We start from the raw sequence: 13,740 nt of genomic DNA on the forward strand, positions 1-13,740 counted from the left end.
CGAGGCTACAAAATGGACGGCGCCATTTTTCTCCAGCAAGTGGTCAATGGAATGAGTCTTGGGGGCATGTACGCCCTGATTGCCATCGGTTATACGATGGTTTATGGCGTGCTGCGGCTGATCAACTTCGCCCATGCGGACGTGATGATGGTCGGCGCGTTTAGTACGCTGTTTTTATTTTCTTCGGTTGGGCTACCCTTCGGGGTAGCCGTTTTCCTGACCCTCGGGCTGTGCGGCCTGTTTGGTATGCTGATTGACCGGGTTGCCTATCGTCCGCTGCGTCAGGCCTCGAAAATCTCCATGCTGATCACCGCCATCGGCGTCAGCTTCTTCCTCGAAAACCTGTTTAACGTGCTGTTCGGCGGCAGCTCGCGCTTCTTCTCCGCCCCGGACTTTTTCAACCAGACCCGGGCCTTTGGCAGCGTCATCATTACCAACGTGGCGTGGATTGTGCCGCTGATCACCGTCCTGCTGCTGCTGGCGATCCTCTGGCTGCTGTACCGCACCCGCTATGGGATGGCGATCCGCGCGGTGGCCTTTGACGTCAACACCGTGCGCCTGATGGGCATTGACGCCAACCGGATCATCTCCCTGGTCTTCGCCCTCGGCAGTAGCCTCGCGGCGCTCGGCGGCGTGTTCTACTCCATCAGCTACCCAACGATCGATCCCCTGATGGGCGTGCTTATCGGCCTGAAGGCCTTTGCCGCCGCCGTGCTCGGCGGGATCGGCAGCGTCACCGGCGCGGTGCTGGGCGGCTTTATCCTCGGTTTTACCGAAGTGGTCGCGGTGGCGATCTTCCCCGAACTGGGCGGCTATAAAGATGCTTTCGCCTTCCTGTTCTTGATTCTGGTCCTCTTGTTCCGCCCGGTCGGCATTATGGGCGACGAACGTCTGGAAAGGAGCCGTTTCTGATGCTCAACGCGACGACGACCGCCGGGGCGCAGCTGCGCAACCTGGCCATTATTGTCATCTGTATCGCGCTGCTGGCCGGAATCAACGTGGTTTTCAATGACTACATTGTTCGCGTCATCAGCACCATTTTTATCTTTATGATCCTCGCGGTCAGCTACAACCTGATCAACGGCGTGACCGGCCAGCTGTCGCTGGAGCCGAACGGCTTCGTGGCGGTGGGCGCCTACGTCACCGCCCTGCTGATCCTCTCCAGCGACAGCAAGGTAGACATGTTTGAAATGGCCGCCCCCAGCCCGTGGATCCTCAGCCTGCACGCGGGTTTCCTCCCCGCCCTGCTGATAAGCGGCCTGTGCGCGGCGGCGCTGGCGGTGTGCCTCGCCGTACCGGTCTTCCGGGTGCGGGGCGACTACCTGGCCATCGTCACCCTCGGCTTCGGGTTTATCATCAAGATCCTCGCCATTAACAACCCGCAAATCACCAACGGCGCCATCGGGCTGAACGATATTCCGCAGCAGCCGCATCTTCTGTTCTGGTGCGGGCTGTTCGCCCTGCTGGCCACCGGCATGATCCTTCAGCTGGTGTGGTCGAAGTATGGTCGGATGATGAAAGCTATTCGCGACGACGAAGATGCGGCGATCGCCATGGGGGTCAACACCTTCCGCATTAAAACCTGCGCCTTCGCCACCAGCGCCTTCTTCGAAGGGATCGGCGGCGGTCTGCTGGCTTCCCTGCTGACCACCATCTCCCCGGGGCTGTTCGACTTTATGCTCACCTTCCAGCTGCTGATTATTATCGTCCTCGGCGGACTCGGCAGCACCACCGGCGCCCTGCTCGGCACCGTGCTGGTGGTCGGCAGCGGCGAGTGGCTGCGCTTTCTCGACCAGCCGCTGCAGTTCTTCGGTCACGATCTCGGCGCCTATCCGGGCCTGAGAATGGTGGTCTTCTCCCTGCTGCTGCTGATTATCATGCTCTTCGCCCGCGAAGGGCTGCTGGGGAAAAAAGAGATTTGGCAGACCGGAAGAAGGAGCGGCGGCTATGGCGGAAAATAAAATCATCCTGCAGGTGCAGGACGTCACCATGCAGTTTGGCGGCCTGCGGGCCATCGACAACGTCAGCTTCCATGTTGACGAGGCGGAGATCTTTGGCCTTATCGGCCCGAACGGCGCGGGTAAGACCACCCTGTTTAACGTCATCACCGCCAACTATAAGCCCACCAGCGGCAGCGTCACCCTCGCGGGCGCCTCGCTGAAGGGGCTGAAGCCCAACCAGGTGGTGAACGCCGGGATCGCTCGCACCTTCCAGAATATCCGGCTGTTTAACTCTATGACGGTGCTGGAGAATGTGATGGTCGGGCTCGACCGGGCCAGCCGCTATTCGTTGCTGGAGGCGGCCCTGCACATTGGCCGCTACTTTCCGGCCGAGCGGGCGGCGAAGGCCAAAGCGATGGCCATTCTGGAGGATATCGGCATCGCCCACTTCGCCCATATGCAGGCCACGAACCTGAGCTATGGCAACCAGCGCAAAGTGGAGATCGCCCGCGCGCTGGCCACCGCGCCGAAGCTGCTGCTGCTCGATGAGCCGGCTGCCGGGATGAACCCAAAGGAGACCGAGGATCTGGCGGAGCTGATCTTCCGCATGCGCCATGACTATCAGCTCAGCGTCCTGTTAATCGAGCACGATATGCCCTTCGTCAACCGCCTGTGCGAACGGGTGATGGTCCTGGAGTATGGTAAGCCATTGTTCAGCGGCCTGATGGCCGAGGCGATCCAGCATCCGGACGTCATTTCCGCTTATCTGGGAGAAGCCAATTATGCTTAACGCCCGGGAACTGAAGGTTTTTTACGGCGTGATCCAGGGGCTGAAGGGCGTCGATATCGACGTCTATGACCGGGAGATCGTCACCCTGATCGGTAGCAATGGCGCCGGTAAAACCTCCACCCTGAACGGGATCGTCAACCTGGTGCGCTCCAGCGGGCGCGTCAGCTTCCTTAACGACGATATCTCGCGCAGCCAGACCCACCAGATCGTGCGCCGCGGGCTTGCGCTGGTGCCGGAGGGACGCCGGGTCTTTACCAACCTGACCATCGAAGAGAACCTGCGCATGGGCGCTTACAATAATCTCGCCGGCTACACCCGCCTGCGCGATCGCATGTACGCCCTCTTTCCACGGCTCAAGGAGCGGCGCCATCAGATGGCTGGCACCATGAGCGGCGGCGAGCAGCAGATGCTGGCCATCGCCCGGGCGCTGATGAGCGAGCCGGTGTTATTGATGCTGGATGAACCGAGCCTCGGACTGGCGCCGAAAATTGTCGGCGAGCTGTTCGGCATCATTAAGCAACTGCGCGAAGAGAATATGACGGTGCTGCTGGTGGAGCAGAATGCGACGGCCGCGCTGGCGATCGCCGATCGGGCGTATGTCCTGGAGAATGGCCGGATCACCTTGTCAGGCGCGGCGCGGGAGATGCTGACTAATCCGGAAATTAAGCGGATGTATCTGGGGGGATAGGCATGGTCAAAACTGCCTGGGCTGCGGCGGCGCCTCCTGCGAGGCCGCAACCTCAGGCAGTCTCTTGCTACACAAAGCACACCTCGTTCCAGTAGGCTTCTCGCGTCCTGCGGCGCTCAGTATGTCTTATCATGACGGAACCACCGGGTTTCCACGTTGCCAATGTCCACGCCGTAAAGGCTGGCCACCGGCAGGATCGCCTCCATGACGCGTTGGGTATCTTGCTGTCCGGCTTCACCGTTGGACAAAAAAGCCAGCCAGCCCGTTAACCGTTGCCACAATGCCACTTTCATTTTCTCCTCTGTCGGGAAGCGTATCGCCTGGGTCTATTTCAACCACAGTTGGCCGGGCGCGGGAAATATTAATTCCGAATTTGCAATCCTGGCTGGCGCATATTACCCCCGGTGCTTTTCCCCTCTCCCTCACCCTCTCTCCGGAGGGAGAGAGGGCCGCCCGGCAATCGTTGCCGCACCGCTATACACCGCGGGGCCACAGGGAAAGGCACATACCATTTTTAACGGATATGTTCTGATAGCTATGAAATGGCTCCTGAAACCTACGGGCGTGCAGCGGGCCCGATTCCCGCTGAAATCGGCGAACCGGAGGTCGGCAGACAAGGGCTGGCCGCCATGGACGGCGGCCAGAGGCGATTCGAGACATGACGTCGAGTTGAGCCGACCGCAGGCTGATGACCGGGAGGTGAGCGTAGTGCGCAGCACCGATTTCTCTGCGGGACCGGGGGGATTGTAAAGGGGGAGACGGTTTCTCCCCCTTTACCCGTTCACCGGCAAAGAACCACCATTTTCTCGCAAACGCAAAGTGAACGGAAAATTACCCCTATCCCTCACCCTCACCCTCTCTCCGGAGGGAAAGAGGACCGCCCGGCACTCGTGACTGCGCCGGTAAAACGCTACCAGCGCATAAAGAATACCCACAGGTTTGTTAAGTTCTTTTTGGTTATAGATAAGAATTTTTTCTTCTTTGCCGCCGATGGGCAATTTATGGGAGCGTGATGTCCACAAAACAAAACAGGGATTCAGGGGAAAAACTATGCGCAACAAAACCACAAAAATCGCACTGGCGCTGGGTATGCTGCTGCTCGCCTCGCAGGCGCAGGCCGACCAGCTGGCTGACATCAAAGCTGCTGGCGTCGTGAAAGTCGCCACCTTTGACGCCAACCCGCCGTTCGGCTCCGTAGACGCCAAAACCCACCATATCGTCGGCTACGACGTCGACTTTGCCCAGGCGCTGGCGAAAGCGCTCGGCGTCAAACTCGAGCTGGTGGCCACTAACCCGGCCAACCGTATTCCGCTGCTGCAGTCCGGCAAAGCCGACCTGATCGTCGCCGACATTACCATCACCCCGGAGCGGGCCCAGGTTATTGATTTCTCAACGCCGTATTTCGTCACCGGCCAGCAGTTCCTCGTGCCGGCCGGTTCTCCGGATAAGCTTGATGAGTACAGCAAAGCGCGCATCGGCGCGGTGAAAGGCACCACCGGCGAACAGGCCCTGCACCAGCGTTTCCCGCAGGCTCGCGTCCTCTCCTATGACGATATTCCGCTGGCCCTGACCGCCCTGCGCAACGGCAACGTCCAGGCCATCACCCAGGACAGCACTATCCTTGCCGGTCTGTTGGCGGAAGCGCCGGATAAAGCCAAGTTTAAAATTCTGCCCGATCTGCTCAGCAAAGAAGAGATTGGCGTGGGCGTGAAGAAAGGCGAACCGGCCCTGCTGAAAGCCGTCAACGATGAGCTGGTGAAGCTGGAGAAAACCGGCGAAGCCGCGAAAATTTACGATGTCTGGTTTGGCCCTGCCACTAAAACGCCGCAGCCGCGCGCCTTTACCATAGAAGCGAAATAATATGTTCTCGGGTTTATTCTCCCACTCCGCGGCCCCGGCCGCGGATTTTTCACGTCTGCAGCGCGCCAGCATTACCTTTCGTGAGGTGGCCAAGCGCTACGGCGATCATCAGGTGCTTAACGCTATCAACCTGCAGGTCGAGCCCGGCGAAGTGGTGGCGATCCTCGGTCCTTCCGGATCGGGAAAATCGACGCTGATCCGCTTGATCAACCAGCTCGAATCCTTAAGCGGCGGCGAGATCCTGATCGACGGTAAACCCACCAGCCGGCTGAGCGGCAGCGCCTTGCGCCAGCTGCGTAGCCGCGTCGGCTTTGTCTTCCAGCAGTTCAACCTTTACGCCCACCTGACGGCGCAGGAGAACATCACGCTGGCGCTGGAGCGCGTCCACGGCTGGGGAAAAAGCGCGGCTCAGGAGCGGGCGCTGGCGCTGCTGCGCCAGGTCGGGCTGGAGGAGAAAGCGCAGCAGATGCCGGCGCAGCTCTCCGGCGGCCAGCAGCAGCGGGTGGCCATCGCCCGCGCTCTGGCCTCCTCGCCGCAGATTATCCTGTTCGACGAGCCCACCTCGGCCCTCGACCCGGAGATGATCGGCGAAGTGCTGCAGGTGATGAAAAACCTCGCCCACAGTGGGATCACCATGCTGGTGGTGACCCACGAGATGCAGTTTGCCCGCGAAATTGCCGACCGGGTGGTGTTTATCGACGGCGGCGACATTCTCGAGGTCGCCCCGCCGGCTGAGTTTTTCGCCCATCCGCAGCATGCCCGCGCGCGGCGTTTTCTGCAGAAGGTGCTGGATCCGCTGCACCAGGAGAGCCTCGAGTGACGCCGATGCTTGACTGGCACGGCGTCCTGAGCGGACAGCCGTTGCAATGGATTATCTCTGGTTTTCTCACCACCGTCTGGGTCAGCGTCGCCGGGATCCTGCTCGCCACTGCGCTGGCGGTCCTGCTGCTGGCCCTGCGTCTCGGCGGCGGCCGCGTGGGGCGCGGGCTGGTGGCCGCGTGGGTCTCGCTGTTTCGCAATACTCCGCTGCTGGTCCAGCTGCTGTTCTGGTACTTTGCCGCCTGGAACCTGCTGCCGCTGGCGGTGAAGGACGTGGTAAACGACGAGCACGCCTGGTCCATTCTGCCGGGCAACGTCTGGTGGCTGACGCCGGAGTTCCTCTGCTCGATGTGGGGGCTGGGGGTCTTTACCTCTGCCTTTCTGGTGGAAGAGATCGCCTCCGGACTGCGCGCCGTCAGCCACGGGCAGCGGGAAGCCGCGCTGTCGCAGGGCTTTACCCCATGGCAGGAGCTGCGCTTTATCCTCCTGCCGCAGGGACTGGCCAACGCCTGGCAGCCGATTGTCGGCCAGTATCTCAACCTGATGAAACTCTCATCGCTGGCCAGCGGCATCGGCTTTGCGGAACTGACTTATCAGGTGCGGCAGATTGAGAGCTATAACGCGCACGCCCTGGAGGCGTTTGCCGTCGGCACCGCGCTGTATCTGGCGCTGGGGGTGGCGATGGGCGTGGCGCTAACGCGTCTCGGCCCGGGAAGAAAACTGCAACGGAGCGCCCAACATGAACGCTAATCTGGCGGTGATCGCCGATAATCTTGATTACCTGCTGTGGGGCCGGCTGGCGGAGGGCCAGCCCGGCGGCGTGGCCCTGACCCTGCTGATGGCCATCGGCGCCACCCTGCTGGCGCTGCCGGGAGGCATTGCGCTGGCGGGCCTGGCCTGGCGCTACGGCGGGCTGACGCGACGTCTGCTGTTCCTGTGGGCGGAAATTATCCGCGGCATCCCGCTGATATTTGTCATCTTCTGGCTGTGGTATCTGCTGCCGATGCTGACCGGCGGCGATCTGCCCGGCGCGGTGACCGTGACCCTGGCGCTGGCGTGGTTTACCGCCGCCTCGGTGATGCATTCGGTGCTGGCCGGGCTGCAGTCGCTGCCGAAAGGACAGTATGAGGCGGCGCTGACCCAGGGGTTCGCCCCCGGGCAAACGCTGCGCCTGGTGCTACTCCCGCAGGCGCTGCGCAACGTTCAGCCGTCGCTGGTGGGGATCTTTATCGGCCTGCTGAAGGACACTTCGCTGGCGTTTATCGTCAACGTCCCGGAGCTGACCACCGTGGCCGGCCAGGTCAACAACCGGGTGCAAATCTATCCCCTGGCGATCTTCGTCTTCACCGGCGCGGTGTACTACCTGCTGTGCTGCGGTCTGAGCCTGCTGGCCAGCCGGCGTTTTACCCGCCGCGCGACCGCCGGATAAGGCTCACTCCGCGGGGCGGGGCTTCAGCGGACAGGTATCGCTGATCTTAATAAATTTGTCGTTATAGACCAGATAGTGGTTCCCCGGCTGGCGCAATGCCGGCTGGCGAACCACGTCCCCGGGACGCAGATACCACGCGTCGCCCTCCTCTTCGGTCGAATCGCACCCGGGTTTAATCAGCAGCTTAAACCAGGTATTGCCGGTGTTGCTCACCGTCCCGGCCGCCTTATCGAAAGACCATTTAAACTGCACCTCGCGCGGGCGCACCACCAGAATGGTATCCATCACCACCACCGGCTCCATGCTGACTTCGCCGCCGGTCGGGCTGCGCCTCGTCAGGTTACGGGTGGGAATTTCACGAAACGAGACCCGATAGTAGCGCTCGCGGTTATCCCGCGGCCCATGATAATAAAATTTGAAATATTCGCTCTCCCCGGCCTGCAGCGCCAGCTGGCGGGGGGCGAACAGCAGTTCGCCATCCACCGGCCGGGAGCGCACTTCGCTGCCGCCAGGGCGGTCGATGGCGCTGACGGTGATGCGGTACAGCCGCGCGCTTTTATTGTTATTGACCACCCGTTTGCTGGCGAAATCCGCTTCAGCCGGCAGGGAAAAGGTCAGATTGCCGACCGAGATCGCCTGCGCCAGCGGCGCCGCCAGCAGGCAGCCCAGCGTCAGCAGGGCCTTAGTTAATGTTGCGCCACGTCGCCTGGACATGAATCTCTCCTGAAGCGCTGACTTCGCCAAACCAGCCGTTATCGTCTACCGTCCGCAGCGAAATGGCGTTATCCATCGGAATCGAAAATTTCACCGTGGTCTTATCCATCTGCCCCACTTCGCCGGAGATATCGGTCCACGGCGTGGTCAGCCACAGCGCATCGGTCATATCCCGCCAGCTGTCATCGCACCCGGCGTCGTAGGTCTGCGTCGCGCCGCTGCGGGTGATAAAAGAGAGCGTCGCCGGGAACGGCACTTTCGCCGTACCGTCATCGGAGCTGAAGAGACAGTAGGAGCGCCCACCAATCACCTGTGCCGGTCCGGTCACTTTGATCAGCACTTCGTCGGCGGCCGTTTTACCGCTGGTGGTGACGATGTAGCCGAAATCGAGCGCCGGTTCACCACTGCCGACATACCCCTCCCGCGACGGCGCCGAGGTATATTCGTCAGAGATAATGCTGATGCTGAAATCACGGGGCTTGATAATCAGCGTATTGGAGGTGGAAAACTCATACCAGCCTGACTCCGGCGAGGTGGTGTTCTGGAAGCGAAAGTTGAACAGATCCTTGGTATTGATATCGCTGATCCCGAGATTCACCATCTGCTTAAAGAAGTTGCTGGAGAAGAACACATAGATCGCATCTGAGCTCTTCATCTCGTTGAAGGTGTAGTAATAGGCGGTATTGCTCACCGGCTTCCATGAGCTGCCGTTGAGGCTGAACTGCATATCATACGCCCCGACGGCCGAGGCCAGCGACGAGTTGGCGATCGCCGGGAAAATATGGATCGACGTATTGCTTAACCCATTGGTCTGCAAGGTATAATTGACCATCTTACAGCTTAATCCTGAACGGCTGCCGATGGTCTGCGTCCGGCAGTCGGCGTTCCCTTCCCCAAGGGTTGGCACGCCATCGCTGTTGATAAACACCTCCGCCAGCGAGTGGGTGTTTATCAACCGCAGGTTCGCGGCTTTGGTGTGGGTGACGTTGCGCACATACCAGTTGCCGGAGGCCTGATCCTTACAGCGCGCGCCGCTGCTGGCGTCGTAGTTCACCGAGGTCTGGCAGGCATTGATGGTCATCGTGAAGCTGCCGCCGACCGGCATCTGTTGCAGATACTGATAAAACGCGTCCGACATCATACCGTGCATCCACTTCGCGCCGCCGCTGGTCACCGTCGCGCCATAGAACCCGCTGGCGTCAGTGGTCTGCGGCAGGATCAGGCTGGTGGCCATATCGCACCCGGCGTACCAGTTGATGCAGCGCAGGCCGGTTAAGGGGTGCGAAACCGGCGAGTTTTCCAGCCACATATCAAACTTCCAGTTGGCATTGAGCCCGGTGTTGTAGCCGTTATCGATATAGCCGAGACTCTGCTGATAGATGGTCCCGGAGCCGGTGTATTTTAAGCCGGTCCAGCGGTTGGCGCCGGTCATGCGCGGATCCAGCGCCCCGCCGGGAGTGACGAAAAAGTTGTCGTCGGAGTTGTTTTCCACAAACACAAACTCGCGCGCCGGCGCATCCGACCAGGTGGTCTTGGTCACCGCCGCCCTGAGCGCAGCCGCCGGCCAGAGCAGCGCGAGGATCGCCAGGGCGATTAATGGGTTAACTTTCATTCTCTTCTCCTGTCTGCTGCACCGCCACCCACGACGAGAGGCCGCTGCAAACCACATCCCCCACCCACACGGCGCCGCGCGCCTGGCTGAGCTCCAGTGCCACTTCGCAGGTTTTATTGCCGCCGTAGCTGAAATCGATCGTGGGGTATTTCTTATCCACATCCATAACAAACTCGCCGTTTTCATCGGTGCGGGTACGGCCGATATGGTTGTTAATCCGCGCATTCGCCAGCAGCGTGCCGTCTTCCGCCCGAATACGACCGGAGACGGTGACCATCTGCTTCACCTCTGGCTCAATCACCGCCACGTTGCCGGGATAGAGGGTCAGATGACTCTTGCGCCCGCTGACGATGTCGTAACTGTCGAGCGAGTTTTTGCTGTTCTGCAGCTCCACCTCATAGCGGCCATAAGGGGAGAGCGGCAGATAGTTACGCTTACCGCTGAGCGGGAAGATCCGCCCGTTGACCCTGGCGCTGATTTGACCATCGTCCTCCAGCCCGGTGTTGAAGATCACCCCGGCGTTGCCGTCGGTTCGTCCGCTGGCGGCGATATTTTTGCCCTGCCAGCCGACGCTGCCGCTGGCGGTGAGGTTGGTGTTGACGTAGCCGTCCGCTGCGCTGTTGACGTTCAGCGTGCCGCTGGCGTAGCGGGCGTCGAACTGGGCATACGCCCCGCCGCTGAGGGTTTTGTCATCCCCGGTATCGCCGGAGATGGCGCGCGACAGATTGGCGCCGATGGTGCGAATGGTGCCTTCATCAAACTGTTTACGCGCTGAGAGGTTAGCCATGGTGTAGCCGTTCTGATGGGTCATCCCGGCGCTGAACCAGTTGCCCAGCGGCAGCGACAGATCGAGGGCGATATATTTCCCGGTGTTGGCGCTGCTGTCGCCATTGTTATAGCGCTGGATCCCCGCCCTCAGGCCGAGCGAGCCAAAGGCGCCGCTGTAGACCGTCTGATAGTAATCCGCGGTGTAGTAATGGCTGTTGTAGCGGCGATCATCGTTGTAGCTCACGCTGAACGTCCCCAGCTTCGACCACAGCGCGTTCAGGTTGAGGGTGCCGCCGATCGCCCGGTTATCGGCATCGCTGCGCCGCAATTGATCGCCAATGTGGGTTCTCTCCTGGTTGACCCACACTGAACTAAAGCCCCCCGGCAACGTGGCGCTGATGCTGCCGACGCTGCTCCACGAGCTGTCGCTGGCCAGCATGTTTTGCAGGTTAACGTTGATCGCCTCGCCCAGCGGCAGCGTCAGGCGAGTTTCTCCCACCGCCTGGTTGTCGTAGCCATAGCCCGTTGCCGCCCAGCTCAGGGTGCTGAGCGACCCGGAGGCCGAGAGGCCCGCCAGCCAGCTCTCTTTCGCCGGCCGGGTCTTTTTTCCGCTCTCCGACCAGCGATCCATATGAAAACTGCCGCCCCATACCTGCCACGCCAGCGGCGCGCCGGCGCCGCGTCCCCGGCTGAACAGCTTATTGACCCGCTGGGTGCGTTTGCTGACCACCCGCCCGTTGACGATCACCTCCACTTCCACGTCGTAAATACCGTATGGCAGGCCGCGGGTATCCACTTCATGGTTGCCCATGGCGAAGTTCTGGACGCTCAGCAACCGGCCGTCGCGGGTGAGATGCACCTCGCCCGCCGCCGGTAAAAAGGCAATCACCGGCGTGGCGGACTGGCTGTTGTCGAAGACGGTGGAGCTGGCCTGGTTCCCCCAGGAAAGGCCGTAAATCTTGCCCGCCGAAATAGCGGTCATCGGTCCCAGAGACTGCAGGTTCCAGGTGTCAAGCATCCCGCCGGCAAAGCGGTGGCCAGCGAAATCGCGTTCATACATGGCTTTATATAATTCACTGTCCTGCTGACCACTGCCGATGCCGTACAGCGAGCCGTCGAGCACCACGTGATGCTCACGCAGCGCCGTGACGTTGTTCAGCGACAGGTAGCTGGAGGTGTTGCTTCCGCCGTTGCGCATCTGGTTGTTATAGACGCCGAGGTTATAGCTCAGGTTGCTGCTCAGGGCGTTGACGCTCGACTGGCCGATGTCTTCGCTGCGCGAGCGCAGCACGGTGCCCAGCGCCTCGCGCTTGACCACCAGCTGCAGCAGCAGCTGACGCAGGCTGAGATCCAGCTGCGCGCTGTCGGTCAGAGTAATGGTGAGCGCCTCGCTGAACGGGGCGTTGGCGAGGCCGATCAGCTGCTGTCGGGTCTGTTCGCTGACGCTGGCGTTACCCTCATTGTCCTCCAGCCGGATCTGCCGAACGCGCAGCTGGCCGCCGTCCAGCCAGATAAAGGCGCTGCCGATCCGCTGATCGTCCCGGGTGTCCTGGCTGCCGGCAAGATGAATATAAAGAGGAACGCTCATGCCGTCCTGCAGCGCCTGGCTGAAGGCCTGCGGAATAATCACCCCGCCAATCTGCTGCGCGCCTGGGGCCGCCGCACTGGCGTCGGGCTGAACGAACAAAAAAAACATGCCGAAGGCAAGCCGCGTTTTCAGTCCTGGGGAAATCCGTTGTAGAGGCATCGTCGTTATCCATCTGCACAGCTGTCTATTTCACGGGAACAAACTGCTCACCCTGCCAAAGCGCAACCCGTCCTTTTTTATCCGCCGTGTCCACGCGCGTAAAACGGCGTGATTTACCCGGCATCAGGTAGTAGTTCTCTTTGCACTCCTTACCGTCGGCGGCCTTCAGGCAGGGGCCGTAGGCGAGGATCCGCAGCGTCGCATTCCCGGTGTTGGTCAGGGAGCCGTTGGCGTACTGAAAGCGGTAGTTCACCTGCCGGGGCGCCACCACGAGGATGGTGCCGATGCGAGCGGAAGCGGTGGCCACCGCGCTGCGGGTGGCGTTATCGCGCTGGGCATCGCTGAGCGCCTGGTCGAACCAGACAATGCGGTAGTAGCGCTCTTTGTTATCCGCCGGGCCTTTGTAGAAGAAACGGATCACATCGCTTGCCTGGGCGGGTAGCAGCAGGCTGGCGGGAGTGAGCAGCACCTCATCCGGTTTATCCATCGGGATAACCTGTCCGTCGTCCAGCGGGGAAGAGAGCCGTTCGAGATGGATATTGATCAGGCGGCCGCTGTCGGTGCTGTTCTTGATCGTTTTGCTCAGCGTGCTGCTGCCGCTGTTCATAAACGATGAGATATCGCCGACATCCAGCGCCTGCGCCGGCGATACTCCGGCAAGCAGCAGCCCGAGGGCCAGAAGGTGCTTTTTCATAACAATTCCGTCCGTGAAAAAAGCAGGGGGAGCCCCCCTGCTGGCGCATCACAAGGATCAGCTGGTCCAGGTGGCGTCGAACTGTACGCTGACGTCGCCGCTCCAGATCCCTTCCGGCAGGGTGCTGTAATCGGTCACTGCGGTGGTGCCGTCGGTGGTGCCGCTGATGATCGAGAAGGTGAAACCATCCTGCGCGGTGGTACGGCCGCTGGCGTTGTAGCCGTTAGCCAGCGCGCTGAGGTTGCCGCCCAGAATGTTGTTGGCGGTATCGATCATCACGGTATCACCGGTTTTTTCCACCGCTGCGCCGTTATAATCCACGCCCACGCTCAACGTGGAGCCGGAGGTATCCAGCTGGGTTAAGGTGTTGGTGATAAGACGCGAGGTCAGCTTAAAGGCGGTCGCCGTTGCGTCACCCTCAATCGCCACGTCAAACAGACCTTTCTGCGAGTTAAAACCTTTCACGCCTTCGGCATACTGGAACGCCAGGCTGCCGAGCGGAGTGACCACCAGCTTGCTGGTGGTGTCTTTTTTGGCGGTCGCAGACCAGGTCGCTACAGCCTGAGCCGTTACGTCAGCAGCCTGCGCCACGCCCATACCGGTAAACGCCGTTACCAGAGCTATTGCCAGAACCTTTTTTTTCATCGCTTTTTCTTCCTGAGTTGAATTAAGGACATGA

Annotated in this window: 14 protein-coding genes; 8 read left to right on the forward strand and 6 right to left on the reverse strand. The window is 60.8% G+C overall.

What is annotated here, in order from left to right:
- Window positions 1–12 precede the first annotated feature (12 nt).
- Genes GT756_RS07115 through GT756_RS07130 form a run of 4 tightly spaced genes read left to right on the forward strand, consistent with a single transcriptional unit; the run spans window position 13 to window position 3,418 of the window.
- Window positions 13–912: a branched-chain amino acid ABC transporter permease gene (locus GT756_RS07115; protein WP_002890128.1), complete on the forward strand. Its 900-nt coding sequence runs from the start codon at window positions 13–15 to the stop codon at window positions 910–912.
- Window positions 912–1,961, forward strand: coding sequence for a branched-chain amino acid ABC transporter permease (locus GT756_RS07120; protein ID WP_002890127.1), 1,050 nt, complete (start codon window positions 912–914; stop codon window positions 1,959–1,961). Before GT756_RS07115 ends, GT756_RS07120 begins: the two co-directional genes overlap by 1 nt.
- Window positions 1,948–2,730: an ABC transporter ATP-binding protein gene (locus tag GT756_RS07125; protein WP_017900983.1), complete on the forward strand. Its 783-nt coding sequence runs from the start codon at window positions 1,948–1,950 to the stop codon at window positions 2,728–2,730. The genes GT756_RS07120 and GT756_RS07125 overlap by 14 nt, the downstream gene beginning before the upstream one ends.
- Window positions 2,723–3,418: an ABC transporter ATP-binding protein gene (locus GT756_RS07130; protein ID WP_004204908.1), complete on the forward strand. Its 696-nt coding sequence runs from the start codon at window positions 2,723–2,725 to the stop codon at window positions 3,416–3,418. The genes GT756_RS07125 and GT756_RS07130 overlap by 8 nt, the downstream gene beginning before the upstream one ends.
- 116 nt (window positions 3,419–3,534) lie before the next feature.
- Here GT756_RS07130 and GT756_RS07135 read toward each other — a convergent pair whose 3' ends face one another.
- Window positions 3,535–3,711, reverse strand: coding sequence for a hypothetical protein (locus GT756_RS07135; RefSeq protein WP_012542732.1), 177 nt, complete (start codon window positions 3,709–3,711; stop codon window positions 3,535–3,537).
- 757 nt (window positions 3,712–4,468) lie between these two features.
- Here GT756_RS07135 and GT756_RS07140 point away from each other — a divergent pair.
- From GT756_RS07140 to GT756_RS07155, 4 genes are read left to right on the forward strand one after another with little or no spacing between them, the layout of a single operon-like run.
- Entirely contained in the window at window positions 4,469–5,278 is an 810-nt protein-coding gene (locus tag GT756_RS07140) for an ABC transporter substrate-binding protein (protein ID WP_002890106.1), read from the forward strand.
- A 1-nt stretch (window position 5,279) separates the two neighbouring features.
- Entirely contained in the window at window positions 5,280–6,098 is an 819-nt protein-coding gene (locus GT756_RS07145; protein WP_004204909.1) for an amino acid ABC transporter ATP-binding protein, read from the forward strand.
- Window positions 6,095–6,847, forward strand: a complete 753-nt coding sequence (locus GT756_RS07150) for an amino acid ABC transporter permease (protein ID WP_017900980.1) — start codon at window positions 6,095–6,097, stop codon at window positions 6,845–6,847. The genes GT756_RS07145 and GT756_RS07150 overlap by 4 nt, the downstream gene beginning before the upstream one ends.
- Window positions 6,837–7,526: an amino acid ABC transporter permease gene (locus tag GT756_RS07155; protein ID WP_017900979.1), complete on the forward strand. Its 690-nt coding sequence runs from the start codon at window positions 6,837–6,839 to the stop codon at window positions 7,524–7,526. The genes GT756_RS07150 and GT756_RS07155 overlap by 11 nt, the downstream gene beginning before the upstream one ends.
- A 3-nt stretch (window positions 7,527–7,529) precedes the next feature.
- Here GT756_RS07155 and GT756_RS07160 read toward each other — a convergent pair whose 3' ends face one another.
- From GT756_RS07160 to ecpA, 5 genes are read right to left on the reverse strand one after another with little or no spacing between them, the layout of a single operon-like run.
- On the reverse strand, window positions 7,530–8,240 hold the full coding sequence (locus tag GT756_RS07160) for a fimbria/pilus periplasmic chaperone (RefSeq protein ID WP_032455613.1): 711 nt from the start codon (window positions 8,238–8,240) through the stop codon (window positions 7,530–7,532).
- Window positions 8,209–9,852, reverse strand: a complete 1,644-nt coding sequence (gene ecpD, locus GT756_RS07165; RefSeq protein ID WP_004204915.1) for a fimbrial adhesin EcpD — start codon at window positions 9,850–9,852, stop codon at window positions 8,209–8,211. The genes GT756_RS07160 and ecpD overlap by 32 nt, the downstream gene beginning before the upstream one ends.
- Entirely contained in the window at window positions 9,842–12,367 is a 2,526-nt protein-coding gene (locus GT756_RS07170; protein WP_160124631.1) for a fimbrial biogenesis outer membrane usher protein, read from the reverse strand. The genes ecpD and GT756_RS07170 overlap by 11 nt, the downstream gene beginning before the upstream one ends.
- Before the next feature lie 25 nt (window positions 12,368–12,392).
- Window positions 12,393–13,061, reverse strand: coding sequence for a hypothetical protein (locus GT756_RS07175; RefSeq protein ID WP_017900976.1), 669 nt, complete (start codon window positions 13,059–13,061; stop codon window positions 12,393–12,395).
- 57 nt (window positions 13,062–13,118) lie between these two features.
- Window positions 13,119–13,706 (reverse strand): common pilus major fimbrillin subunit EcpA, encoded by a 588-nt coding sequence (gene ecpA / locus GT756_RS07180; protein ID WP_023288545.1) that lies wholly within the window; start codon window positions 13,704–13,706, stop codon window positions 13,119–13,121.
- Between the last annotated feature and the right edge of the window lie 34 nt (window positions 13,707–13,740).

Source organism: Klebsiella sp. Q2, from assembly GCF_009900705.1.
Classification (GTDB): domain Bacteria; phylum Pseudomonadota; class Gammaproteobacteria; order Enterobacterales; family Enterobacteriaceae; genus Klebsiella; species Klebsiella quasipneumoniae.

What these genes read in the sequence shown, in the direction of transcription:
- GT756_RS07140 (WP_002890106.1), top strand. Translation starts at nt 4,469, where the DNA reads ATGCGCAACAAAACCACAAAAATCGCACTGGCGCTGGGTATGCTGCTG.
- GT756_RS07160 (WP_032455613.1), bottom strand. Translation starts at nt 8,240, where the DNA reads ATGTCCAGGCGACGTGGCGCAACATTAACTAAGGCCCTGCTGACGCTG.
- GT756_RS07115 (WP_002890128.1), top strand. Translation starts at nt 13, where the DNA reads ATGGACGGCGCCATTTTTCTCCAGCAAGTGGTCAATGGAATGAGTCTT.
- ecpA (WP_023288545.1), bottom strand. Translation starts at nt 13,706, where the DNA reads ATGAAAAAAAAGGTTCTGGCAATAGCTCTGGTAACGGCGTTTACCGGT.
- ecpD (WP_004204915.1), bottom strand. Translation starts at nt 9,852, where the DNA reads ATGAAAGTTAACCCATTAATCGCCCTGGCGATCCTCGCGCTGCTCTGG.
- GT756_RS07145 (WP_004204909.1), top strand. Translation starts at nt 5,280, where the DNA reads ATGTTCTCGGGTTTATTCTCCCACTCCGCGGCCCCGGCCGCGGATTTT.
- GT756_RS07120 (WP_002890127.1), top strand. Translation starts at nt 912, where the DNA reads ATGCTCAACGCGACGACGACCGCCGGGGCGCAGCTGCGCAACCTGGCC.
- GT756_RS07125 (WP_017900983.1), top strand. Translation starts at nt 1,948, where the DNA reads ATGGCGGAAAATAAAATCATCCTGCAGGTGCAGGACGTCACCATGCAG.
- GT756_RS07175 (WP_017900976.1), bottom strand. Translation starts at nt 13,061, where the DNA reads ATGAAAAAGCACCTTCTGGCCCTCGGGCTGCTGCTTGCCGGAGTATCG.
- GT756_RS07170 (WP_160124631.1), bottom strand. Translation starts at nt 12,367, where the DNA reads ATGCCTCTACAACGGATTTCCCCAGGACTGAAAACGCGGCTTGCCTTC.
- GT756_RS07130 (WP_004204908.1), top strand. Translation starts at nt 2,723, where the DNA reads ATGCTTAACGCCCGGGAACTGAAGGTTTTTTACGGCGTGATCCAGGGG.
- GT756_RS07155 (WP_017900979.1), top strand. Translation starts at nt 6,837, where the DNA reads ATGAACGCTAATCTGGCGGTGATCGCCGATAATCTTGATTACCTGCTG.
- GT756_RS07135 (WP_012542732.1), bottom strand. Translation starts at nt 3,711, where the DNA reads ATGAAAGTGGCATTGTGGCAACGGTTAACGGGCTGGCTGGCTTTTTTG.